The sequence below is a fragment of the Corynebacterium minutissimum genome, from assembly GCF_016889765.1.
Taxonomy (GTDB): Bacteria; Actinomycetota; Actinomycetes; order Mycobacteriales; family Mycobacteriaceae; genus Corynebacterium; species Corynebacterium minutissimum_B.
Genome location: NZ_CP069533.1, coordinates 2,529,132 through 2,552,539, shown reverse-complemented (window position 1 = coordinate 2,552,539; position 23,408 = coordinate 2,529,132). Strand labels below are relative to the sequence as shown.

Annotated in this window: 20 protein-coding genes; 6 read left to right on the top strand and 14 right to left on the bottom strand. The window is 58.7% G+C overall.

Going from position 1 to position 23,408, the window contains the following annotated elements:
• Positions 1-10: 10 nt before the first annotated feature.
• The 3 genes from ilvC to I6J26_RS11955 all read right to left on the bottom strand — a co-directional run bounded on the left by ilvC (position 11) and on the right by I6J26_RS11955 (position 3,458).
• Positions 11-1,024, bottom strand: a complete 1,014-nt coding sequence (ilvC, locus tag I6J26_RS11965) for a ketol-acid reductoisomerase (RefSeq protein ID WP_115021786.1) — start codon at positions 1,022-1,024, stop codon at positions 11-13.
• Between the two features lie 92 nt (positions 1,025-1,116).
• Positions 1,117-1,632 (bottom strand): acetolactate synthase small subunit, encoded by a 516-nt coding sequence (gene ilvN / locus I6J26_RS11960; protein ID WP_039675112.1) that lies wholly within the window; start codon positions 1,630-1,632, stop codon positions 1,117-1,119.
• Between the two features lie 5 nt (positions 1,633-1,637).
• On the bottom strand, positions 1,638-3,458 hold the full coding sequence (locus I6J26_RS11955; RefSeq protein WP_115021785.1) for an acetolactate synthase large subunit: 1,821 nt from the start codon (positions 3,456-3,458) through the stop codon (positions 1,638-1,640).
• Positions 3,459-3,768: 310 nt separating this feature from the next.
• Between I6J26_RS11955 and I6J26_RS11950 the strand changes: the two genes are divergently transcribed.
• Genes I6J26_RS11950 through I6J26_RS11940 form a run of 3 tightly spaced genes read left to right on the top strand, consistent with a single transcriptional unit; the run spans position 3,769 to position 7,437 of the window.
• Complete coding sequence (locus I6J26_RS11950; RefSeq protein WP_115021784.1) at positions 3,769-4,302, top strand: PH domain-containing protein; 534 nt, start codon at positions 3,769-3,771, stop codon at positions 4,300-4,302.
• 2 nt (positions 4,303-4,304) lie between these two features.
• Complete coding sequence (gene ilvD, locus I6J26_RS11945) at positions 4,305-6,158, top strand: dihydroxy-acid dehydratase (RefSeq protein WP_115021783.1); 1,854 nt, start codon at positions 4,305-4,307, stop codon at positions 6,156-6,158.
• Positions 6,159-6,168: 10 nt separating this feature from the next.
• Positions 6,169-7,437: a glycosyltransferase family 87 protein gene (locus I6J26_RS11940; RefSeq protein WP_115021782.1), complete on the top strand. Its 1,269-nt coding sequence runs from the start codon at positions 6,169-6,171 to the stop codon at positions 7,435-7,437.
• Between the two features lie 117 nt (positions 7,438-7,554).
• Here the strand turns inward: I6J26_RS11940 and I6J26_RS11935 are convergent, their stop codons facing one another.
• The 4 genes from I6J26_RS11935 to I6J26_RS11920 form a co-directional block, all read right to left on the bottom strand.
• On the bottom strand, positions 7,555-7,869 hold the full coding sequence (locus tag I6J26_RS11935; RefSeq protein ID WP_115021781.1) for a transcriptional regulator: 315 nt from the start codon (positions 7,867-7,869) through the stop codon (positions 7,555-7,557).
• Entirely contained in the window at positions 7,866-8,303 is a 438-nt protein-coding gene (locus I6J26_RS11930; protein WP_115021780.1) for a hypothetical protein, read from the bottom strand. Before I6J26_RS11930 ends, I6J26_RS11935 begins: the two co-directional genes overlap by 4 nt.
• A gap of 94 nt (positions 8,304-8,397) precedes the next feature.
• Entirely contained in the window at positions 8,398-9,423 is a 1,026-nt protein-coding gene (locus I6J26_RS11925) for a DoxX family membrane protein (RefSeq protein ID WP_115021779.1), read from the bottom strand.
• 28 nt (positions 9,424-9,451) lie between these two features.
• Complete coding sequence (locus I6J26_RS11920) at positions 9,452-10,336, bottom strand: LysR family transcriptional regulator ArgP (protein WP_115021778.1); 885 nt, start codon at positions 10,334-10,336, stop codon at positions 9,452-9,454.
• A gap of 70 nt (positions 10,337-10,406) precedes the next feature.
• On the opposite strand from I6J26_RS11920, the gene I6J26_RS11915 reads away from it, so the two are divergent.
• On the top strand, positions 10,407-11,096 hold the full coding sequence (locus tag I6J26_RS11915; protein ID WP_115021777.1) for a LysE/ArgO family amino acid transporter: 690 nt from the start codon (positions 10,407-10,409) through the stop codon (positions 11,094-11,096).
• On the opposite strand, the gene I6J26_RS11910 is transcribed toward I6J26_RS11915, so the two are convergent.
• From I6J26_RS11910 to I6J26_RS11885, 6 genes are all read right to left on the bottom strand, one after another.
• Entirely contained in the window at positions 11,093-12,517 is a 1,425-nt protein-coding gene (locus tag I6J26_RS11910; RefSeq protein WP_115021776.1) for a YkvI family membrane protein, read from the bottom strand. The two genes, I6J26_RS11915 and I6J26_RS11910, sit on opposite strands and share 4 nt — an antisense overlap.
• A gap of 197 nt (positions 12,518-12,714) precedes the next feature.
• The gene (locus I6J26_RS11905) at positions 12,715-13,776 is read right to left on the bottom strand and encodes an NAD(P)-dependent alcohol dehydrogenase (RefSeq protein WP_115021775.1); all 1,062 of its coding nucleotides are present in this window, start codon (positions 13,774-13,776) and stop codon (positions 12,715-12,717) included.
• A 55-nt stretch (positions 13,777-13,831) separates the two neighbouring features.
• On the bottom strand, positions 13,832-15,337 hold the full coding sequence (gene gatB, locus I6J26_RS11900) for an Asp-tRNA(Asn)/Glu-tRNA(Gln) amidotransferase subunit GatB (protein ID WP_115021774.1): 1,506 nt from the start codon (positions 15,335-15,337) through the stop codon (positions 13,832-13,834).
• Positions 15,338-15,380: 43 nt separating this feature from the next.
• Positions 15,381-16,979, bottom strand: a complete 1,599-nt coding sequence (locus I6J26_RS11895) for an aspartate:alanine exchanger family transporter (RefSeq protein WP_115021773.1) — start codon at positions 16,977-16,979, stop codon at positions 15,381-15,383.
• A gap of 32 nt (positions 16,980-17,011) precedes the next feature.
• Positions 17,012-18,043, bottom strand: a complete 1,032-nt coding sequence (locus I6J26_RS11890) for an ATP-dependent 6-phosphofructokinase (RefSeq protein ID WP_115021772.1) — start codon at positions 18,041-18,043, stop codon at positions 17,012-17,014.
• 22 nt (positions 18,044-18,065) lie between these two features.
• The gene (locus I6J26_RS11885; RefSeq protein ID WP_115021771.1) at positions 18,066-19,439 is read right to left on the bottom strand and encodes a DHA2 family efflux MFS transporter permease subunit; all 1,374 of its coding nucleotides are present in this window, start codon (positions 19,437-19,439) and stop codon (positions 18,066-18,068) included.
• A gap of 48 nt (positions 19,440-19,487) precedes the next feature.
• On the opposite strand from I6J26_RS11885, the gene I6J26_RS11880 reads away from it, so the two are divergent.
• A complete protein-coding gene (locus I6J26_RS11880; protein WP_115021770.1) occupies positions 19,488-19,811 on the top strand; it encodes a hypothetical protein in 324 nt (107 codons plus the stop codon).
• Between the two features lie 293 nt (positions 19,812-20,104).
• Here I6J26_RS11880 and I6J26_RS11875 read toward each other — a convergent pair whose 3' ends face one another.
• Positions 20,105-21,568, bottom strand: a complete 1,464-nt coding sequence (locus I6J26_RS11875; RefSeq protein WP_115021246.1) for a DDE-type integrase/transposase/recombinase — start codon at positions 21,566-21,568, stop codon at positions 20,105-20,107.
• Positions 21,569-21,918: 350 nt separating this feature from the next.
• Here I6J26_RS11875 and I6J26_RS11870 point away from each other — a divergent pair, with 350 nt between their 5' ends.
• Positions 21,919-23,205: an HNH endonuclease signature motif containing protein gene (locus I6J26_RS11870; RefSeq protein WP_115021769.1), complete on the top strand. Its 1,287-nt coding sequence runs from the start codon at positions 21,919-21,921 to the stop codon at positions 23,203-23,205.
• Positions 23,206-23,408: the final 203 nt, after the last annotated feature.

Here is a 23,408-nt window from a genome sequence, read left to right as displayed (position 1 = left end):
GCAGGGAAATTTAGACCGTATCGTTCAAAGGATTCTTTACCCAGCTCATGAGGTCGCGCAGCTGGGAGCCGGTCTTTTCGATCGGGTGGTTGTTTACCTTCTCGCGCAACTCCTCAAGCTCCTTGTTGCCACCTTCCACATTGGCGACGAGGCGCTTGACGAAGGTGCCATCCTGAATGTCGGTCAGGACGTCCTTCATGCGCTCCTTAACAGACTCATCGATAACGCGCGGGCCGGAGAGGTAGCCACCGAACTCAGCGGTATCAGAGCAGGAGTAGTTCATGTTCTGGATGCCGCCCTCAACGATGAGGTCAACGATGAGCTTCAGCTCGTGGCAGACCTCGAAGTAGGCCATCTCCGGCTCGTAGCCGGCCTCGGTGAGGACCTCGAAACCGTTCATGATGAGGTACTCCACGCCACCACACAGGACTGCCTGCTCGCCGAACAGGTCGGTTTCAGTCTCATCCTTGAAGGTGGTCGGAATGACACCGGCACGAGCGCCACCGATAGCGGCCGCGTAGGACAAGGTCAGCTCGCGGCCCTCACCTTTCGGGTCCTGCTCGGTAGCGATGAGGCAAGGAACGCCCTTGCCGTCGACAAACTGGCGGCGAACCAAGTGGCCCGGGCCCTTCGGAGCGACCATACCGATGGTGATGTTCTCAGCTGGCTTGATCAGACCGAAGTGAATGTTGAGGCCATGGCCGAAGAACAGGGCGTTGCCGTCCTCCAGGTTCGGCTCGATGTCGTTGGTGAAGATGGCGGCCTGGGAGGTATCGGGAGCCAAGAGCATAATCACATCGGCCCACTTGGCTGCCTCAGCGTTGGTGAAGACCTGGAAGCCGGCCTCCTCTGCTTTCTCGCGGGACGTGGAGCCTTCGCGCAGACCGATAGCAACCTCAACACCGGAATCGCGCAGGTTCATCGCGTGGGCGTGGCCCTGGGAGCCGTAGCCAATGACGGCCACCTTGCGGCCCTGGATGATGGACAGGTCGGCGTCGTCGTCGTAGAGAGTTTCAATAGCCATGATTCTGTGTTCCTTTACTGATACTTGTGTAGGACATCGCTCTAGTGAAGTTGTATCACATTTTGAGACGGGAGGTCCACAATGTGAGATTTTTATTTCGATGGTGCCATTGCCTTCGGGCCACGGGCCAGCGCCACGTGACCAGACTGCACCAGTTCGCGGATGCCGAAGGGCTCGAGGACGTCGAGAAGCGCGCGCAACTTACCCGGCGTACCGGTAGCCTCAATGACCACAGACTCTGGAGCCACATCCACGATGCGAGCACGGAAGATGTTGACCGCGTCGACCACCTGGGGGCGGTTCTCGTTGTCTGCTGTCACCTTCACCAACATGATGCCGCGCGCAATCGTACTTTCCTCTTCCAGCTCCACCACCTTGAGGACGGGCACAATTTTGTTGAGCTGCTTGGTCACCTGTTCAGTGACCACCTCTGAGGCATCCACAACGATGGTAAGGCGGTTAATCCCTTCGGTCTCCGTCTTTGCAGAAACCAGGGAGATAAGGTTGTAGCCGCGGCGGGTAAACATACCGGTCACGCGGGAGATGATGCCCTCAATATCCTCGACCAATACGGACAGTGTGTGGCGGGTGATATCGTCTTTCGCCATTGTGCTTAGGCCTCCTCGAGGGATTCGTGGATCTCGGCCGGTTCCTCGGCCGCGGACTCATTTTCATCAAATAGCGGGCGCAGGCCCAGCGCGTACTGGATTTCCTCGTTCGAGGCACCGCCGCCAATCATCGGCCACACCTGAGCATCCTGGCCCACGATGAAGTCGATGACTACCGGACGATCATTAATCTGGCGGGCGCGCTCGATGGCGGGCGCGATCTCCTCTTCGGTGGTGACGCGAATCGCCACGCACCCCAGGGCCTCACCCAGCTTCACAAAATCGGGCACATATTCATCGTGCTCGCGCAGCTTGGTGTGGGAGAACTTGTTGTCATAGAACAGCGTCTGCCACTGGCGCACCATGCCCAGGTTTCCGTTGTTAATAACGGCCACCTTGATGGGGAAACCTTCGACTGCCGCGGTGGTGAGCTCCTGGTTGGTCATCTGGAAGCAACCGTCACCGTCAATGGCCCAGACTTCTCGCTCGGGCAAAGCAGCCTTCGCGCCCAGCGCTGCCGGCACGGCATAACCCATGGTTCCAGCACCGCCAGAGTTAATCCAGCTCCGTGGGTGCTCGAAATCCAAGAACTGTGCGGACCACATCTGGTGCTGGCCCACGCCGGCACAGTAGATGGCCTCCGTCCCGACAATCTCACTAAGCTTGGCAATAACCTGCTGCGGGTTGAGCAGCCCATCGGGAGTCGGCTCGAAACCGCGCGGGAAACGGCGCTGCATGTCGGTGAGGTACTCCATCCACGCATCAATCTGCGGTGCAGAAATCTCACTGTCATTGTCATAGGCCTTAGTCAGGCTAAGCAGCACCTCGCGGGCATCGCCCACGATCGGAATGGACACCTCCCGGATCTTGCCTACCTCGGCCGGGTCAATGTCGGCGTGAATGACCTCGGCATGCGGAGCAAATGTGGCGGTATCACCAGTGACACGGTCATCGAAGCGCGCACCGATAGCGATGATGAGGTCGGAGCGCTGGAGCGCCGCTACTGCCGGCACGGTTCCGTGCATTCCCGGCATACCCATGTGCAGCGGGTGTGAATCAGGGAAGGAACCTAGGGCCATGAGGGTGGTGACTACGGGAATTCCGGTCAGCTCAGCAAACTCGCGCAGCTCGCGCGAGGCCCCGGCTTTGATAACGCCACCGCCGATGTAGAGCACCGGTTTCTTCGCGCGGGCGATCCGCTTCACCGCCTGCGAGATCTGGCGTGGGTGCGGCGTCGTGGTGGGCTTGTATCCCGGCAGGTCCATCATCTGTGGACCTGTGTACTCCATATAGGCGTTTTGGACATCCTTGGGAATATCCACCAAAACCGGGCCAGGGCGCCCAGTTGAGGCCAAATGGAAGGCGGCGGAAATGGCGGCCGGGATGTCAGCTGCATCAGTGACGATGAAGTTGTGCTTCGTAATCGGCATCGTCACACCGCGAATATCGGCTTCCTGAAAGGCATCGGTTCCCAGCAAAGAGCTACCTACCTGCCCGGTAATCGCGACGACGGGGACGGAGTCCAGGTTGGCGTCGGCAAGCGGCGTCACCAGGTTGGTAGCACCTGGACCCGAGGTGGCAATCATGACGCCCACCTTTCCAGAGGCCTGAGCATAGCCCTCGGCCGCATGGCCGGCGCCCTGCTCGTGGCGAGTAAGCACGTGGCGCAGCTTCGTTGATTCGAAGAGTGCGTCATAGAGCGGAAGCACGGCGCCGCCCGGAATACCAAAGACGAGTTCAGTACCAAGATCTTCAAGAGTGCGAACGATGGCGTGTGCGCCCGTGATGCGCTCGGGCGCCTGATGTGGCGGAGTGGAAGCTGTCACGGTAGGTGTGCTCCTTCTATGGGGTGGATATCGGAGAGACCATTGCCTATAACTAACGCCCCCGTCTGTCCTTCTGGGTGTGAAGGTGGCGGGGGCGCTGCAGGTCGACGTCACTGTGGACTCGTTACGGCTCGCGCCGCCCGGGTACTACGAGGTGAAGTCGAATAATGATCATGCGACAAACTATACACCGATAGAAAAGCCACCGCAGGCAATTACCCCCATTTTTGGGATCGTTTTCTCATTTTGTGAGATATCACAGGTGGGGCGGTTCGCCACAGCACCACACAGTCAATTACGATGACCCACTATGACGTCCTCACACCCGCAGAACGCATCTTCCCGCGCCGACCACTCCCCGGCCGAAACCTTTAAGCCCACCCGCGAACACCTCCTCGGCATTGGGCTACTCGCCGCCATCGCGCTGCTGAGCATCGGCTGGGCACCAAAGTACCTGTTCTGGATTCTCATTTTCCCCATACTTGGTTTCTGGTGGGTCCTACGCTCGCGCACCACGGTGGATTCTCACGGCCTCCACATCAGGTACGGTTTCCGCGGCCCCAAGGACATCGCGTGGAAGGACTTCGCAGGAATCGGCTTCCAGCGTTCGCGTGCCTATGCCCGGACAACCGATGGCAAGAATCTCAACCTCCCCGGCGTGACCTTTAACTCGCTGCCGCGCTTGGCCAAGGCGTCCCAGGGCCGTATCCCCGATGCTCTCACCGCGGGACGCAACGCCGCCGACGACAAGGTGGTCATTGTCCACCGCGACGGCCAGCAAGTCCTCCTCACCAAGGAGGAATACGCCGACTACCTCGAAGCACACCCCGAACTGAAGGAATAACTATGTACCCGCTGCGCTCTAAAGTCACCACCGTTGGCCGCCAGGCATCCGGTGCCCGCGCTCTCTGGCGTGCCACCGGCACTAAGGAGAACGACTTTGGCAAGCCGATCGTGGCCATTGCCAACTCCTATACTCAGTTCGTGCCCGGCCACGTCCACCTGAAGAACGTCGGTGACATTGTGGCCGATGCTGTGCGCGAAGCGGGTGGCGTACCCAAGGAGTTCAACACCATCGCCGTTGACGATGGCATTGCCATGGGCCACAGCGGCATGCTCTATTCCCTGCCCTCACGTGAAATCATCTCCGATTCCATCGAGTACATGGCCAACGCGCATACTGCCGACGCCCTCGTGTGTATCTCCAACTGCGACAAGATCACCCCGGGCATGCTCAACGCTGCGCTGCGTCTCAACATCCCCACCATCTTCGTCTCCGGCGGCCCGATGGAGGCCGGCAAAGCCGTCGTCGTCGATGGCGTGGCGCATGCACCGACGGATCTGATTACGGCCATCACGGCGTCGGCCAGCGAGGCCGTCTCCGATGAGGGACTGGCCCAGGTGGAGGAATCCGCCTGCCCCACCTGTGGTTCCTGCTCCGGAATGTTCACTGCCAACTCCATGAACTGCCTCACCGAGGCGCTCGGCTTGGCACTGCCCGGCAACGGCACCACCCTGGCCACCCACGCCTTCCGCCGTCGCCTCTTTGAACAGGCAGGCCGCACCATTGTTGACATGTGCCAGCGCTACTACGGCGAGGAAGATGACGCGGTACTCCCGCGCTCGATTGCCACCAAGGAGGCCTTCACCAACGCCATGGCCCTCGATATGGCCATGGGTGGGTCCACCAACACCATCCTCCATACCCTCGCCGCGGCCCAGGAGGGCGAGGTGGACTTCACGCTCGAGGACATCAACGACATCTCCTACCGCGTGCCCTGCCTGTCCAAGGTGGCCCCCAACGGCACGTACCACATCGAAGATGTACACCGCGCCGGCGGTATCCCCGCCATCTTGGGCGAGCTGCGCCGCGCTGGCCACCTCAACCTCAAGGTACATACGGCTCTCTATGACAACGCCGAGGAATGGCTCGATGACTGGGATATCCGCGGTGGCAAAGCTACCGACGCCGCCCGCGAGCTCTTCTTGGCTGCCCCTGGCGGCGTGCGAACGACCTCGCCGTTCTCCCAGTCCAACCGCTGGGATGAGCTCGACACGGATGCAGTTAATGGCTGCATCCATGATGCCGAGCATGCCTTCTCCTCTGATGGCGGACTCGTAGTCCTGCGCGGCAACCTGGCACCTAACGGCGCCATCGTTAAAGCCGCCGGCGTGGAGGAAGAACTGTGGACCTTCACCGGGCCTGCACGCGTTGTCGAGTCCCAGGAAGAAGCCGTCTCCATCATCCTCAAGAAGGAAGTCCAGCCGGGCGATGTCATCGTCATCCGCTACGAGGGCCCCGCGGGTGGCCCCGGCATGCAGGAGATGCTCCACCCGACGTCCTTCCTCAAAGGTTCGGACTTGGGCAAGGCCTGCGCCTTGATTACGGATGGCCGGTTCTCCGGCGGCACCTCCGGCCTCTCCATCGGCCACATTTCCCCCGAAGCTGCGCATGGCGGCCTCATTGGCTTGGTGGAAAATGGCGACCCCATCACCATCAACATCCGCGAGCGCCAGCTCACCCTGGACGTGGATGAAGACGTACTCGCGCGCCGCCGCGCCGCCGAAGAGCAGCGTGAGAAGCCCTGGACGCCGAAGGACCGCAACCGCCCAGTCACCAAAGCTCTGCGCGCCTATGCCAACATGGCCACGTCAGCGGATCGTGGTGCGGTGCGCGTGGTGGATGGTCACGTCAATTAGAGTAAAGGCGATGAAATTCGCCACTAACGCCTTTGGGCGCACGCTTTTAACCGCCGCGGGGCTCATCGTGGGCCTGGTCGGCGTCATCCGCCACGTACTCCACACGGACTTCCCAGTGGACATGATCATTTACCGCGAGGGCGTGCGCGCCTTCATGGAGGGCCGCTCGGTCTATTCGGAGCCCATGTACGCCGGTGATCTAGCGCTCCCCTTTATCTACCCGCCCTTCGGCGCGCTCGTCATGGTGCCTCTCACGGCCTTTGAGTGGATGAGCGATGATATGGCGGGCAACATCATGATCACCATCTCCGACGCTCTCGTGTTGGCCTGCCTATACGCCATCTTCCGCGCGCTGAAAGTAAAGCCTCTACTGCCGGTTGTGGCGCTGGTCTGGGCGGCCACGATGTTCTTCGAGCCCATTCGCCTCAACAATGGCTTTGCCCAGATCAATATCGTCATCATGGCGTTGGTTGTTTTTGACCTCGTGCCGCGCAAGCGTTGGCTGCCCCAAGGCTGGCTCATCGGTTGTGCAGCGGCCATCAAAATTACGCCGCTGGCCATGCTGCTGTACTTTTTGCTGCGCCGCGAGTGGAAGCCGATTCTTACTGCTTTCATCTCCGCGGTTGTCGCCACGTTGCTAGCCGCTGCCTACCGCTGGGATGCCTTCGTAGAATTCTTCACGTCAAAGCTGCTCGACATGGGCTCCGGTGGGGACTTCGGCGTGGGCACGGCCTATCAGTCCAATTCCTCCCTCAAAGGCGTCATCCAGCGCCTCTTTACGTCACAGGAGGCCATGGACAATCACGGCACACTCATCAACGTGCTGTGGCTGGTCGCAGCGCTCGCGGTCATCGGTGTTGGCTCAGCACTCATTGTGGCGCAGGTAAAGCAGGGGCTGCTTGTCGACGCCCACCTCACCACCGCCACCGTCATGCTGCTCATCTCCCCTGTTTCGTGGTCCCACCATTGGGTCTGGCTCTCCCTCATCGTTCCGGTGATGATGTACCGTGCGTGGACTTGGCGCCGGTCCACCTGGGTGGCCGGCAGCCTGTTGGCAGTTCTCGCTGCCTGGGTAGGCATGCTCGTCACCGTCCCAGGCAAATGGTGGTTCGGCGATGCCATCGATGTTCACACAATGCCGCTCTATCAGAAATTCCTGGTCGATGACTTCGTGTGGCTCGCACTGCTGGCGTGGGCGCTCTACGCCATCTGCCTCAAGGTTAAGGACACCCAAGCAGACAAACCTCATGCTGCACTTGCTGCGACCCCTAGCAGCTAAGCCAAGCGCAGATTCGGGGTGCACACTGCCCTACCTGCCAAAGTTATGCGCCGTTATTGCCGCGCGAGGGAAAACTTTGGCAACTTGGGCACCTCATTCATTGCCACGATTCCGATCTCAGCCCTCGGCTAGAGCCTTGAGCGCTGCTAGGTGACCGTCGAAGGCTCGCTTGCCTTCTGCCGTCAAGGCCACCCACACCGAGTCCTTGGCGCGGCTGGTGCCGTACTCGCGGAAGCGAGTCACGTAGCCGGCTTTTTCCAGAGCTCCGAGTTGCTTGGACAGGGAGGCATCGGAAAGCTCCGTGCGGTCACGTAACATGGCGAACTTCATCTCTCGGTTTACCTCCCCGCCCTGCGTGGCTCCGAAGGCATTGAGCGTGGCACAGATTTTGAAGCGGTTGAGCGGGTGAATAACAGGGTCGAGGCCACTCATCGCGGCATCCTGTCCAGCGCACCGGTGTGTAGCGTCCAAAAGACCGCCGCGGCACACAGGACACCCGCGATGCACGAGGCAACGAGGTGACCTTCAACGAAGGGATTAAAGAGCGCCGGTAAAAACAAAAATCCTAAACCTGCGTAGAAGCGCCACGTAACGCTACGGGAAGCATGAGGATCCACCTTCTGGCGCATCGAATCCCGAACCCCCGTGCGATAAAAGAAAGCCAGCCCTATCAGAAGGCCGAGAACTAGCAGAAGCCCACCCACGAGGACGAGCGGGTGGACATCATCCTTGATCCACATATAGGCAAACCAAGCTCCGTAGGCCACCGCCGCAAGCAGAGTCAACCAAACGGGCGGCCGCTTGGCCGCGGCCGCGTGTTGCTCTTCCGCAAATGCGAGCGCTTCCCGGACATCCTGATCCGCCATGACGAAGACTCCCCTCTCGCGGCCATAGCCGCATTGTTTTCCACTACGAAAAACAACTTACTTTACGCAATGGCAAACAACAAGAGGGAGGCGCTTAGCTCAGCGGATTAACTCCAGTTCCGAACCACCAGATAGCGACGAGTGCCGCGACGCCAATAACAACGAAAATCCAGGACGTAGCCAGCGGGCGGCGGGTCCAGGAACGGTTGAAATCCAAGGAAATGAACCCCGGGCCGGTAAACTGCAGTGCCAGCGCGATGGCAAACAGCACGAGGCCCAGCCAAACGCTTTCGTCCCACGCAAAGATATCGAGGCCATCACCCGAGGTGTTGAGTCCGTGGATGGCCTCGAAACCGGTCACAATCAGGCCGAACATCGCGGCCAGTGGGGTAACCAAACCAAGCAGCAGGAAGGCACCGGCGATGAGCTGGACGGTCGGCACACCGATGGCCAAGGCAGCCGCCATGGTGTACTCGCCGTACTCGTTCTCGAGACCCGACAGGCCCTCATTGCCGCCCAGCTTGAAGAAGGTGGACGCACCGGCGACGAGCAGGTATATACCCAACGCCAAGCGCACGAAGAGCAGACCGAAGTCGATGGTGCCGCGGCGAGCTCGCAGAGGCTCCTCCGCGGTCACCTTGGTCTCAGAATCGGACTCGATAGCCGGGTCAGCCACAGCGACGGTACTGGGCACGTCATCGTACGTCTCAGCTGAAGGCTCTGCAGTGGCGTCTGCTCGCGGAAAAGCGGTGGTCTCAGTATCTGCAGCGGAGCTATCAAAAGACAGGGAGTCGCGAGTGTCACGAGAGGCACTCTCAAAGGTTTCGGTCTTGGCCTCAGCAGCAGGATCAGACGTAGGTGCAGGGTCGGTCGTGGCGGCCTCCGCTGGCTTCGGCTTAATAACCGTAGGCTCGGCACGTCCAGCACGCTGGAAGAGACGGCTCTTCTTCGGTTCCTCAGCAGCCGTATCAGCCACTGCGTCAGTGGTGTTCTCAGTGGTGGCGTCAGTGGTGGTCTCCGCTGCGTCGCGCTTGCTCGCCTTTACGGAGTTAGCGCCAGAGTTGTAGGTAGGGATGTCATCGTCGATGTCGGTTGCTTTATCAGGAGTCTTATCGCTCATGCCTCCAACTTAAGCCAGTGCACGGTCCTTATGGTGCATCCTGTTCGGCGCGGCGTGTAGCTAAAACTGCCCGGCCAGCGGCAAGGACGTCACCGGTGAGGTCGGCTAGCACCTCAGATTCGAGGCGCCATCGCTGCCAATAGAGGTCGATGTCGAGCGGGAAATCGTCGAGAAGCACCAGCTCCCCCGCGTCCAACAGAGGCTGCGCCTGCAACCGCGGCACCAGGCCCCATCCCAAACCAAAGCGCACTGCCTCGACATATGACTCGGACGAGGGGATCTGTGAGACCCGTGCGCGCAGGACGTGGGAGTCGATGAAACGCTCGCGCATGGCGTCGTCCAAGGTGGCATCGTTCGGACCGAAGCCCACGATGGGCAGGGTATCCCAGTCTTCGAAACCCTCCGCCAGGCTTGGTGCAGCGACGGCAAAGTAGCGCATGGTGCCCAGGTACGTAGATTCGCACCCGGAGACCGGGGTTTGCTCGCGTGTGACCGCGCCCAGCACGTCGCCGCGGCGCAACATGGCCAACGTGCGGGCCTCATCCTCAATGCGGATGCGCAGGGCCGCCTCGCCCCTCTCCGCAGTGCGTTGGATCACTGGCCGAAACCAGGTAGCCAGCGAATCGGAATTGATAGCTACGGTCAGCGGCACGCGGGATAGGCGTTCAGTAAGGCGGGCATCAGCCTCCGCTTGGACGAGAGCCATACGCCGCGCAGCCTGGGCGACGATCTCGCCGGCTTCAGTCACAGTGACGGGATTTCCTCGGCGCAGCAGGATGCGTCCGGTCGAAATCTCCAGCGCTTTGATGCGCTGACTCACGGCAGAAGGAGTGATTCCCAACACGCTTGCGGCCGCCTCGAAGGAGCCCTCATCGACGATGGCCAGCAAAGTTTCAGTATGCAGTGGGTTCATGAAGCTATTTTAAACCAGCTGTAGAACACTTAACTGGACTTCATGTGCAATCTTCCGCACACTGGATGCCATGTCAGTATTGCTCGCAGGATTTGCGCTGGGACTCTCCCTCATCATCGCCATTGGACCGCAGAACGCCTACATCATCAAAATGGGCATCAAACGCGATCACGTCGGTGCGATTCTGCTTGCTTGTTTGCTGTCCGACGTCGTCCTGATCAACGCCGGCACCGCTGGTGTGGGCATTTTGGTGGAGCGCTTCCCCACCGCTCTGACCGTGGTGAAGTACCTCGGCGCTGCCTACCTCATCTACTTTGGCTTCACGTGCTTCCGCGATGCCTTTAAGAAGGAAGAAGAGGCACTCATCGTCCAGAAGACCGAACCCGTCGCCGCGTCGGTTGACGCTAACGGCGGCAATAGCGATGCACCGGGAGGCTCAGTCCTGACAAAGATTCGTCCCCGCGTGCGCTCCAAGTCGTGGGTCAAGCCCGTCATGGCAGCAATGGCACTGACGTGGCTTAATCCCCTGGCCTATGTCGATGCACTGGTCATGCTCGGCGGCATTGCCAACCAATACGGCGAGCAGCGCTGGGTCTTCGCCGCCGGTGCCGTACTCGCCAGCGCCGTCTGGTTCCCCTCCCTCGGCTTTGGCGCCTACAAGCTTTCTAATGTGCTGGCGAAGCCGGCGACGTGGCGCATCGTTAACATCGTCATCGGCTGCGTGATGATTGCGCTAACGGCAAAGCTGCTGCTGCACTAATTCTTAGCGGGGCGGTCTTCTACGGGCTCGTCCTCAGCGGGGTCGCCGACGGCGCCGGTCTCCTCGACCCACTCCTTGATTTCTTCTTCGCTGCGATCTTGCTCCACGCCGTCGCGCTCGGTGTAGTAGGTGTGGTCGTTGCGACTTTCTTCCCACTTCTCTTTGTCGAAGTCCACGTCATCGTCGCCGTGCAATTCGTCTACGACCTCCGTGACAAGATCCTCGTACAACGCTTCATCATCCATGTTGGAATCAGCGATTTGCTGACCAATTTCATCGTCGTAACGCTCGGCATCGTAGGCCTCATCCGGGTGCAGCTTGAGGTGCAGCAGCGCGCGAATGCGCTCACGACGCAGGCCTTCGTCCTTAATCTGGCCCAAGGAACGCAGCCACCCAAAGACCAGAATGGCCACGAGGACGATTCCCATGTACCCCAGTACTGGATAGACATACTGCATGAGCGCCTTGAAGCCAGCGAAGGATACCGCGAAACCGGCAAGGCAGCCGGCGATAAAAATGATGCGGTACTTCGACTCGTTGCCGGACGATAGGCGCTTGCCCAGCGCATAGAACATGCCGATAGCCGTGTTAAAGATCATCAGGTAGATGATGACGGCCATGATGAGGCCGAGAGTCGGGTGAATCTCATCGACCAAGGTGAGCATCGGGATGTCAGATTCCCCAACGGCCTCCGCGTTCATGAGCAAGGAGAAGCCGGCGATACCCATGAGCACGGCATAGACCGCGCCACCTACGATGCCGCCCCACCCGGCTTCGCGCGGACTAATGTTATCGCCGCCGATGACCAGTGACATTGACACGGCCAGAATGAGGGCTAGGCCGTTGTAGTTGAGCGCGGACACCAGCCAGTTCGGAATCGGCGATTCGATGGCAGCAGAGGCGTCGATGGCAGCGGAGACGTTCTCCGGCATGTGCATCAAGGTGTAGACGCCCACAAACAGCACCGCAATGATGATCGACGGGGTCAGCAGGCCGATGACACGGGAGACCTTGTCCACGTCCATCATGCCGGTCACCAGGACGAGCACGAGCATCAGCAGTGAGCCGATCCACGCTGGCCACCCAAATTGCTGCTGCATGTTGGAACCCGCGCCAGCCAACATGACGAAGCCCACCGCGAAGAGAGTAAGAATTACGGCAACGTCGAGAATGCGCGAAATGATCGGGTGAGTAATGTTTCGGAACACCTGATTGTGCTCGCTGGCATGGAAATAGCTGCCCAGCTGAAGGAACACGGTACCGGCCAAGGTCATAACAAGGCCGGCAACCACAATGCCCCAGATTCCGTTGATTCCAAAGGACGTGAAATACTGGACAACTTCCTGGCCCGTAGCGAAGCCTGCTCCAACAAGCAGGCCGATAAAGGACAGGGCGATGCCCGCAACGTTTTTATACGACACGTATATCCATCTTCTTTTCTGAGTGTGAAGGAATAAAAACGCGCCACGGCTCCCGTCAGAAGCATGGCGCAAGACTTATGTCCACGGTACGCCCAGCAGAAAAGAAAATGTAGGTGCGGCGGCCGAGATATTACTCCAAATTGCTTTCACCAATGAGCAAAATCACCGCTGCCTCCGTTCTAGGTCACAAAGCCCTTCTACCCTTGGTGGTCCGCAAACGTCGCAGTATCAATGACACAGCGGAACTTGACGTCACCGGCCACGACGCGGTCATAGGCGGCGTCCACCTCATCGACGCTGACCTTCTCGATGACTGCGCCGAGATTATGCTTCGCGCAGAAGTCCAGCATCTCTTGGGTTTCTGCAATGCCACCGATGTTGTTGCCGGTGAGCACCTTGCCGCCGCCGACGAGACGGTTAAGGCGCAGTGAGAGAGCTTCTGGCGGAAGGCCGACGACGGACATGATGCCGCGCGGCTTGAGCAGACGCAAGTAGTCTTCGAGGTCATACTCAGCGGAGATAGTGGACAAGATGAGGTCAAACTCGCCGCGGTGGTTCCTAAAGAAGTCTTCTTCCTCCGTGGTGGCCAGCAGGCGGGTAGCTCCTAGCTTCTTGGCATCCTCAGCCTTGCGCGTGGTACGGGAGATCACGGTGACATCCGCGCCCTTCGCGGCAGCGATCTGCACGCCCATGTGACCCAGTCCACCAAGTCCGACGATAGCGACCTTCTGGCCTTCCTTGACGTCCCAGCGAGCCAGCGGCGAGTAGGTGGTGATACCAGCGCACAGCAGCGGCGCCGCTACGCCAAAGTCAAGGGAATCTGGGATGCGGAGAACAAAGTTCTCGTTGACGACGACCTTCTCGGAGTAGCCACCCTGCGTAATGGTGCCATCAACATCCTTGGAGTTATACGTGCCAACATTGCCGTTCAGGCAGTTTTGCTCCATCCCGGCCTGGCACTGCTCGCACTCGCCGCAGGAATTGACCATACAGCCGACACCAACGCGGTCACCGACCTGGAATTTGGTGACGTCCTCCCCCACGGCGGACACCACGCCGGCAATCTCATGGCCAACGGTGAGGGGAAAGTGCGCCTCGCCCCACTCGTTGCGGATGGTGTGAATATCCGAGTGGCAGATACCGGCCGCCTTAATGTCGATGACGACGTCATCGGCGCGCGGGTCGCGGCGCTCAATCGTTACGACCTTGTAGGGTTCGTTTGGGCCGGTTTTCTGTAGTGCTTTCGCTCTAATAGTCATGGCGCCCACGGTACCCCGCAGGCGCCTGACCTCGCATAATGGAAATTTTTACCAACTAGGAGAGCTTCTTAGCGATGAGCTGGTTGACCTGGCCCGGGTCTGCCTTGCCCTGCGTAGCCTTCATGACGGCACCGACAATGGCGCCGGTCACCTTCTTGTTACCGGCCTTGTACTTCTCCACGATGTCGGGATTGGCAGCAAGCGCCTCGTCGACGGCCTTCTCAATGGCGCCGTCGTCACGCACGACTTCGAGGCCACGCTTGGCGACGACCTCATCGACGTCACCCTCACCTTCCAGTACACCGTCGACCGCTTGGCGGGCCAGCTTGGTGGTGAGCTTGCCTTCCTTGACCAGCTCGACCACGCGGGCAACCTGGGCCGGGGTGATGTTGAGTGCGGTAAGCTCTACGCCTGCCTCGTTGGCCTTACCGGTGAGGTAAGAAACCCACCAGGAGCGCGCCTCATCCGGAGAGGTGCCGGCTTCCACGGTTTCGATGATGAGGTCAAGTGCGCCTGCGTTGACCAGGTCACGCATTTCCTCATCCTTTAGCCCCCACTCTTCCTGGATACGAGCGCGGCGAATCCACGGCATCTCCGGCAGGGTCTGGCGGATCTCCTCAACCCACTCGCGGGACACGATGACCGGCGGCAGGTCAGGATCATTGAAGTAGCGGTAATCTTCCGCAGTCTCTTTCGGGCGGCCCTTCGACGTGGAGCCGTCCGTTTCCTGGTAGTGGCGTGTTTCCTGGACGATCTCTCCGCCGTCGACAAGCACCTGCGCCTGGCGCTGCATCTCGAAACGAACCGCCTGCTCTACCGAGCGCAGCGAGTTGATGTTCTTGGTTTCGGTGCGGGTACCGAACTCCTCCTGGCCCACCGGGCGCAGCGACACGTTGGAGTCCACGCGCATCGAGCCCTGGTCCATGCGGGCATCGGACACGCCCAAAGCCGCCACGAGCTCGCGCAGTGCAGACACGTAAGCGCGGGCTACCTCGGGGGCACGCTCTCCGGCGCCAATAATCGGCTTCGTCACGATCTCAATGAGCGGAATACCTGCGCGGTTGCAATCCACCAGCGACGTCGTGGCGCCGTGAATACGACCATCCGCACCGCCCAGGTGGGTCAGCTTGCCGGTGTCTTCCTCCATGTGGGCGCGCTCAATCTCTACGCGCCACTCAGTGCCGTCGTCCAAGACGACGTCCAGGTAACCGTCGTACGCAATCGGCTCATCGTACTGGGAAATCTGGTAGTTCTTCGGCTGGTCCGGGTAGAAGTAGTTCTTGCGGGCAAAGCGCGAAGACTCCGCGATGGAGCAGTTCAGCGCGAGGCCAATCTTGATAGCGCCTTCCACACCTTTGGAGTTGACCACAGGAAGGGCACCGGGCAGTCCGAGGGACACCGGGTCAACGTTGGAATTGGGGGCTGCGTTGAAGTTCGTGGGCGAAGTGGAGAACATCTTGGTCTCCGTGTTGAGCTCCACGTGGACTTCCATGCCCATAACGGGTTCGAACTTTTCTAGGACCTCGTCATAGTCCATCAGGTCATACATCGCAGCAGTCATGCGTGCCATCTTAGTATGTCAACGCGACTCCATGCGCAACCGGCTAGCCCAAGACGGTGAGGCCATGCGTGACGAGAATCTTGGCAATCATTGCCGCCGGGTACACCATGGCGTAGCCCAGTGCTACGCGCTGGTCAGTATTGGTGCGATTGTTGACAAAGGCCAGCACTGCCGGCTGCGTTTGCGCACCTGCCAGTGCGCCGGCAGTCTTGGTGGCTCCAACGTGCAAGAACCTCCGCAGGACAAAGGCATACCCTGTCGCCACAATGGTGGTGACAATAACGCCGAGCAGAAGAATCTTCCACCATGAACCACCGGTAAAGGCGCTGGCAATCTCACTACCGGCATTCGTGCCTGCCTGGGCTAGGAACAGCAAGAGCCCCAGTTCCGCCAAGATGGTGTTTGCGGAGTGCGGCAAGGCCGTCACCGTGCTACCAATGCGCCCGATGCGCGCCATCACGAGTGCCACGATGAGCACTCCTGCCGCAGCACCCAGATTGAAAGAAGATCCGCCCGGAATCGGAATGTCGATGTGGCCCAGGAAAATACCCAAAGCAAGGCCCAAGCCAAGGGAAACAGGGTTGATGTCGGTCAATCCCTGGGAAGAATCACCTAGAAACTTAGAAATTTCCCGCATAGCACTCTGGCGGCCGACCACACGCACGCGGTCGCCCAGTTCCACGATGTGCTCGGGGATAGCTACCTGGTCATTGTCAGCTCGGCGGACACGGGAGATGCGTGCTCCCCATCTATCAGAAAGTTGGTTATTGAGTTCCGCGATGGTCTGCCCAGCAAGATTGTGCTCAGAAATGGTGATGCGGCGAAAATCAAGGTCATGGCGGTCGTCGTTGAGAATCTGTGGGGACTCACGTCCGGAGCGCTCAATAATGTTGTCAAGGTCCTCCGGTGCGCCCACCAGCGTCACGACGTCTCCTGGATGCAGTACATCAAAGTACTTGGGGATAACAATGTCATTGCTGCCGACGCGACGCAGACGAGTGACCTGGATTTCCCCATTGCCAATGTCCGCAATTTCGGCGATCGACGTTTCACGCTGCAGCTGCATGTGCTGGCGGGTCACCGGTGAAAGGGTGTCGTCGTCATTGCCGGCATCCCGAAGCACGACGACTGTCGCAACCAGCATGCCGATAACACCAAACAGGTAGGAAACCGCATAACCCACGGTCGCAGCACCAGGATCGCCCGTGGCTTCCGACGCCGCTGCCAGTGCCGGGGTATTCGTCACGGCACCGGCAAACGTGCCGGCAATCGTGGCGAGGGGAAGCTCAAAGACGAATGTTCCCAAGCCCCACGCGGCGATTGCAGCGACGAGGAACACGGCAATCATGGACAACACTGGCCCCGTGGCCGTCTTCAGGGATTTGAAGAAGGACACTCCGGAATTGTTACCAATTCCGAAGGCAAACAACACAAGGCCGAACATGCCCAGAATCGGCGGCACCGATGCTTCCACTCCAGCTGCCGAGGCCGTTGCCGAAAAGGCGATGCCCAAAAAGAGCACGGCTGCCGCGCCGAGGCTGATGCCCTTGGTCTTGATGCCGCCGAGGGCCATGCCGACACCAATGAGCAGAAAGACCAACAGGACGGGTTGATCAGCAAAATAAGCGAGGACGCTCGTCATTACTTCCTTTAAAACGTGGTTCTACGCGTCCTTTAACCGAACAGGGCCTGCGCGTTGGCGTAGCGCTTTTCTGGGACCACTTTGAGCTTGCCCACGGCCTCTTCGAGCGGCACCAAATCAATATTCTCTCCGTGCAGGGCCACACACATTCCAGACTCACCGTTGTGGGCCGCGCGTGCAGCGTGGGTGCCGTAGCGGGTAGCGAGGACGCGGTCATAGGCTGTCGGCGTACCACCGCGCTGGATGTGGCCAAGGACCGTGGTACGCACGTCATAGCCCGTGCGCTTCTTAATCTCATCGCCGATGACTTGGCCAATACCGTTGAAGGTCTGGTGACCGAACTGGTCGACACCGCCTTCTTCGAAATCCATCGTGCCTTCCTTGGGAAGGGCACCTTCCGCGACACAGATGATGCCGTACTTCTCCCCCATCTGGAAACGGCGTTCCATGGCCTTGGTGATATCAGCAATATCGAAAGGCACCTCAGGAATCACCGTGTAGTGTGCACCGCCGGCCATACCTGCATGCAGCGCAATCCAGCCCACGTGACGGCCCATGACCTCAACGATGAGAATACGGTCGTGGGACTCCGCCGTAGTGTGAAGACGATCGATGGCGTCGGTTGCTACGGAGACCGCAGTGTCGAAGCCGAAGGTGTAGTCCGTTGCGTTGACGTCATTGTCAATGGTCTTCGGCACGCCCACAACTGGAATTCCGTTGTCAGAAAGCCACTTGGCACCCTTGAGGGTTCCCTCACCGCCGATGGCGATGAGCGCGTCAACTTCGGCGTCGGCCATATTTGCCTTGATGGTATCCAGACCCGCCTTGAACTTGTCTGGGTGCAGTCGGCCCGTACCGAGGATGGTGCCACCGCGTAGAAGAATGCGGTCAATCTCTGCATCATCATAAAGGTCCCGACGACGGTCCTCCATGAGACCAACCCAGCCGTCCTCGTAGCCGACGACCGTATCGCCAAATTCGTTAGATGCGGTACGAACGACCGCGCGGATAACAGCATTTAGACCGGGGCAATCACCACCGGATGTCAGTACAGCAAGACGCATGAGTCCCAATCTACCCCCTTCCCTATAGCTGTGCAGGTTCCGTAACCGCATGCAGGGTGTCTCGGAAGAAGAGTGACGCGCCCCACCCTACTGCCAGCATCATCACAATGATGATGAGGGAATTCGCAGCGCCGGCCACCTGCATCACGGCTGAGACCGCCGCGACGCCAATGACGGAGCCTACTTGGCGCGACGTGTTGTACACGCCCGATGCCGCTCCCATGAGCTGTGGCTCGATGTCTCGCATGGTAGTGGCTGCATTAGATCCCCAAATAAAGGACTGCCCTGCCCCCAACGCCGCGCATGGCAGGGCCAACCACCACGCGGTGACATCAGCGCGCATAAGGAACCACAATGAGATAAACGTGGCTATTAGAATTCCAAAGCCGGTGGTTGCCAGACGCCGTGGATCCAGCTTGTCCGCAAGGATCCCTGCCAAGGGCGATACGCACAACGACACTAGCGCCATAGGTGTCACCACGAGGCCCGCATCCCGTGCGGATAGCCCTTGCGAGCCCTGCAGCCACATCATGATGGGAATCATCATCGACGCTGCCATAAATCCCATCGCCACAATTGCGACCGAGCCCGCAGAATAGTTACGGTCTGCGAATAGCTCGAGCGGAATCAAGGGTTCGCGGCTGCGCTTTTGCAGTCGGACGAAGACCGCGATGCCGACGAGACCTACGCCAAGGAGCGCCCAGATCCACCACGGCCAGCCTGTCTCTGGGCCCTGTTGGACGGCAAAGACAAGAAAGCTCAACGCAACAAATGACGCCGCCACTGAAACGTAATCAATCTTCCTTGCCGTCGTTGGCAGCGACGGAACCCACAGCGCTGCCAGCACAATCGCCGCGATAACAAAGGGGACGTGAACCCAGAAGACTGCCTGCCAGCCAAAGGCGGCAACAACGAACCCACCCATCAAGGGCCCTGCCAAAGACGCTACCGAGCCCACAATTCCCCAGACGCCGAGCGCACGACCGCGCCGCTCACGAGCAAAGACCCGGTTAATCACCGCCATAGTCTGCGGCATCTGAATGGAAGCTCCGAAGCCCTGAACCGCGCGAGCCGCAATGAGAAACTCCACGTTAGGCGCTAGCGCGCACAGGAGAGCTCCGATGCCAAAGAGACCTACGCCGAGCTGGAACATACGTTTTTGTCCGTAAATATCCCCGAGCCTGCCGGTAAACAGCAAGGGCACTACAACAGCCAGCAAGTAGATAGCAGACACCCACAGCACCTGATTGACTCCAGCGTTGAACTCACGACGGACGTCGGGAAGCGCAACGGCAATCATTGTCTGGTCCAGCAGAGAAATGAAAAATCCCAGGGACAGCGCGGCCATAGCGCGCCAAGCTTGGCTTTCAGGCGGTAGCGCAACGGGTTGATTCATGCAGCGAAGTCTAGCCGTCGCCTCGGACACCGGCCTACACTGGGCGGCATGGGAATGATTGACATTAAGAAACCGCAGGACGTGTCAACTGCCACTACCGTGGCTCTGGGGCTCATCGGCGGATGGCTCACGGCCAAGGAAACTGGAATTCGTCCACTCGGTGGCGTTGTCCTCGCCGCCGCGGGTGCATGGGCTGGCCGCAGCTGGTGGACTAAGACGAACCCAGCGACCACTGCGGGATTGACCGCACTGTACGCAGGCGCGTTCGGCCTTTCACACCCCTTGGCGAAGAAGATTGGCGCTTGGCCATCTGTCCTCGCTGTTACCGCCGCGAGTGCCGGCGCCGCCTACGCGCTTTCCGACGCCCACTAAGACCACACCCAATAAAACGCCCAGCGTGCACCCATTTAGGGAATGGTGCTCGCGGGCGTTTTATTTGTCTCTCTCACAGTGTGATCCGCACCCAGCAGATGCAATCACTAAGTTCACTCTAATACACATCTACGCAAATGGAAAGTACTCAAAAAATTATTTTCTAAGTCCCCACCCCCGTTTAGGCCACAAGACACTAGCCAATCCTTGTTATGTCCATAGGGTTTTTGGACATGGAGTCCGGTGTCTTTTTGGACACGGAGTCCATGGAGGTCTTGGACACTTCTAGCGGTTTATGGTTGTGGCCTGCGTTTCGGCCGGGGTTTGGATAGTTTCGGGTTCATCCGTGGTGGTTGGCGGTGTTTCATTCCTTCAACGAGGTTGATGTTGATCTGGCCACCTGGTGGTCTGTGGCTCAACGTGATCGGCAGGGGCACGCTGAAGAGGAATTCACCGTCATGGGCCGTGTAGAACTCCGCAACGTTTTCGGCTGTGACTGTGGAGTAGAGTCTGCGGTTTTTAAACCTCAGACCAATGTAGAGACCGAAGCCGCACACGCGTACAACGCCGTCTTTGCTTACGCAGAGCTGGTCTGGGATACCCCAATGGTTTGTTGAATTTGTCGTCGGCGCCGTTAGTGTGGGGGTATCGGTGGGAGGTATGCCTTGCAAAGCTGCCATGTCATCGGTGCAGGCCTCGTGTGAAGTTGCCGCTTCCGCGGGGCCGTTTAGCATTTCGGATACAGCGTGTGGATTGTGCGCTTGGTTATAGGCGACTACGCGGGCCCAGACCTGCTCGGGATCGAGTGGATGTGTAGGTGATGGTGCCTTGGGGAAGGTATCGAAGGCCTGGCGTGGTGTGATGTGCATTTTGCCGACCAGCAGTGATTGGTGCCGTCGTCGTTCGTTGTAGACCTGGCGATATTCAGCCAGATATGTGTTGACCTCAGCAAGGCAAACTGGGTGGCGTGCATCGAGGAACTGGGTCAACGTGCGGTGAGAGCGTTCGTCTTTTCCCTGGGTTGTCGGGGCGAAACCAGCAATAGCAAGTACACCTTGGCTAGCGAGCCAAGTTTCAGTAGCAGAGAGAAAACCACGGTGATAGGTGGCGAACGCATCGCCATTGTCGGAAAGGATTTCTTGAGGTTTGCCGTAGGCGGCGAACGCTGCGGCCAGTGCGGCGCGGGCATCAGTACCGTTTTCTGGCAGAGCGAACGCTGTGGTTCCGACATCGAATCTGCTGGCATCATCGATAATCTGGTAAATCGTGACATGTGTGTGGGCATGGTCAAAGAGGCGGTAGACCAGTCCATCGATTTGCCAGAGTTCACCGACGAGATCACGGGCGAAGCGCTTATAGGAGCTGCGTGGCCGTTTGCGGGCATTGGCATCAACAAATCCCAGCTCATGAAGCCACGAGGCGATTGTAGAACGCGACGGTGTGGAATCTGGGCCTACAGTGTCAAACAAGAAGTAGTAGATCGACCAAGGCCCATAATCCAAGCCTTGCTCCATCAACTCCTGCCTGGCGTGGACGACTGCGATTTTATCGGCCTCGTTAAATTTCTTAATCGGATTCTTCGGGGCAGTCGAATCAGGCACAATACCTGCGCGACCCTTCTGCGCTATCCGGCTTTTGATGTTGTGGTACGTCTGCCGCGAGATTCCTAATTCTTTGCAAAACTGTGTGACCGTCTTGCCGTCACGAACGGGATCGAAATCTGCGACCTTTCTACGCTTATGCAATGGAATAGCCATCCGGCTATTCCACCGCCGCAAACGTCCAAAAAGCCACTAGACATCCCGTCCAAAAACATCCTGGACTCCGTGTCCAAAAAGTCGCTAGACATCACAACACTAGCCAATCCTAAGCAAGGGAGTAAGCCCCCTCAGTCAGTCCGACATCTACCCCCCGTTGTTGTGTATGAGTAAAACCTATATCCCCAGCTCGACAAGAGTCGAACACACAACCTAAAGCACTGCTTGACACCCCCATGCTTCTTGATTTGTGAAGTTTATCCCCGCAGGCTATAGACCTCGAAATACGTTGACACTAGGATTGGTTGTAGAACACTTCTTCTAACTAGAACATTTTCGGGGATACGCCAATGAGCACCACCACCATCCTGCCGGACGCCTTCTTTAGTATTACCAACCCTCATAACCCACACGCTGTTGCCCGCAGCATTGCCAGGAAAGCCACCTACCAGGCCTGGCTTAGTGGCAAACCCCAACTTGAAGACGATATCGACACCACAGCACTCAGCCTCGTCAACACCTGGGCACTAACCGAAGGACACATCAAAGCAGGACTCAGAGCCCTCCACCGCCTGGATACCCTGCCGAAAGTCAAGGCCTTACAAGAAGAGCACTATGTGCTTGATATCGAATCCCTTATCGCTATTGACCAACCCATGTCAGCCCTTGCCGGGCCTACTACTGCCACACTAACGCTCATTGATGGCATGCTGGCAGACTATTTCACCCCCACCAAACCCAACCAGGCCTTTCCTACCCGCGCCCAAATTCGCCGCAAAGTCCGCGACTTATGCAAAGCACTCGATGACACCATCGCCTATCGGGACACCCGCCCGAAAGACACCTACACGTTCTACTCCAACGGCACTACAGCGTGGCTTGAACTTGGAGTCGATGAGAACACCGGCATCAAACTCGATGCCTTCATCCGCAAAACCGCCGCCCATAAAGGCCTAAGCCTTACCGAGGCCGTAAAGAAACTTCTCAGCGGTGAAATCACCCCACCGACAACCGTTATCCTCAATACTTATAGAGCCTGCGATGTTGACAACGCCCCAACCTACATTGAGGGCTTTGGGTGGAAAGCCACCCCCATGCCACACGATAAACAACGCGACCTGACAAAACCTAGCGAGGAAACAGATTCCTATCGCCCAAGTGTAGGAATGCGCAAAGAAGTCGAAGGAAGAGACGGCACCTGCCGCATCGACGGATGCACTGAACCAGCCCACCACACCCAACTAGACCACCGGCACAACTATGCCGACGGTGGTGCCACTCACCCCAGTAACCTGGCGTGTTTGTGCCAGAAGCATCACAACATGAAAACCGATGGCACTCTTCACTACCTTCTGGACCCAAATAGCGGGGATATCATCTGGCTATTTCAAAACGGCACCTGGTGCATCACCGAACCAGAAGGACCCCTAGCACCTAAACAAAAACGCTGGGCCCAAACCGTCGGCCAACACATCACCACCACCCGCACACGCATAAGAGAACAAGCCCAAAGACTCAAACAAGCCCTCGACGACTACCACAAACAACAACAAACCCAAGCAGAAGAAACAGCAGAAACCGAAACCACAGCCCAAACCGGCGAAAACACCGACACCACCGACGACATCCCCTTCTAAACCCCGCGCCGTCGAATCAAACGACGAAGATAAGACTCACCCCCGCACAACCTCGGTCGTCGAATGAAACGACGAAGACAAACCAAAAACTCGCTCAAAAGCCCAAGCCTCAAAAATGGTCCCGTCGTGTGAAACGACGAAGCGATGCGTCGGGTGAAATGCACTCGGCTCCGAAGTGAAGGAGGCCGTAGGTAAAGCAAAAG

What these genes read in the sequence shown, in the direction of transcription:
- I6J26_RS11870 (WP_115021769.1), top strand. Translation starts at nt 21,919, where the DNA reads ATGAGCACCACCACCATCCTGCCGGACGCCTTCTTTAGTATTACCAAC.
- I6J26_RS11925 (WP_115021779.1), bottom strand. Translation starts at nt 9,423, where the DNA reads ATGAGCGATAAGACTCCTGATAAAGCAACCGACATCGACGATGACATC.
- I6J26_RS11890 (WP_115021772.1), bottom strand. Translation starts at nt 18,043, where the DNA reads ATGCGTCTTGCTGTACTGACATCCGGTGGTGATTGCCCCGGTCTAAAT.
- ilvC (WP_115021786.1), bottom strand. Translation starts at nt 1,024, where the DNA reads ATGGCTATTGAAACTCTCTACGACGACGACGCCGACCTGTCCATCATC.
- I6J26_RS11885 (WP_115021771.1), bottom strand. Translation starts at nt 19,439, where the DNA reads ATGAATCAACCCGTTGCGCTACCGCCTGAAAGCCAAGCTTGGCGCGCT.
- I6J26_RS11895 (WP_115021773.1), bottom strand. Translation starts at nt 16,979, where the DNA reads ATGACGAGCGTCCTCGCTTATTTTGCTGATCAACCCGTCCTGTTGGTC.
- ilvN (WP_039675112.1), bottom strand. Translation starts at nt 1,632, where the DNA reads ATGGCGAAAGACGATATCACCCGCCACACACTGTCCGTATTGGTCGAG.
- I6J26_RS11930 (WP_115021780.1), bottom strand. Translation starts at nt 8,303, where the DNA reads ATGGCGGATCAGGATGTCCGGGAAGCGCTCGCATTTGCGGAAGAGCAA.
- gatB (WP_115021774.1), bottom strand. Translation starts at nt 15,337, where the DNA reads ATGACTGCTGCGATGTATGACCTGATGGACTATGACGAGGTCCTAGAA.
- ilvD (WP_115021783.1), top strand. Translation starts at nt 4,305, where the DNA reads ATGTACCCGCTGCGCTCTAAAGTCACCACCGTTGGCCGCCAGGCATCC.
- I6J26_RS11915 (WP_115021777.1), top strand. Translation starts at nt 10,407, where the DNA reads ATGTCAGTATTGCTCGCAGGATTTGCGCTGGGACTCTCCCTCATCATC.
- I6J26_RS11950 (WP_115021784.1), top strand. Translation starts at nt 3,769, where the DNA reads ATGACGTCCTCACACCCGCAGAACGCATCTTCCCGCGCCGACCACTCC.
- I6J26_RS11875 (WP_115021246.1), bottom strand. Translation starts at nt 21,568, where the DNA reads ATGGCTATTCCATTGCATAAGCGTAGAAAGGTCGCAGATTTCGATCCC.
- I6J26_RS11880 (WP_115021770.1), top strand. Translation starts at nt 19,488, where the DNA reads ATGGGAATGATTGACATTAAGAAACCGCAGGACGTGTCAACTGCCACT.
- I6J26_RS11905 (WP_115021775.1), bottom strand. Translation starts at nt 13,776, where the DNA reads ATGACTATTAGAGCGAAAGCACTACAGAAAACCGGCCCAAACGAACCC.
- I6J26_RS11920 (WP_115021778.1), bottom strand. Translation starts at nt 10,336, where the DNA reads ATGAACCCACTGCATACTGAAACTTTGCTGGCCATCGTCGATGAGGGC.
- I6J26_RS11940 (WP_115021782.1), top strand. Translation starts at nt 6,169, where the DNA reads ATGAAATTCGCCACTAACGCCTTTGGGCGCACGCTTTTAACCGCCGCG.
- I6J26_RS11935 (WP_115021781.1), bottom strand. Translation starts at nt 7,869, where the DNA reads ATGAGTGGCCTCGACCCTGTTATTCACCCGCTCAACCGCTTCAAAATC.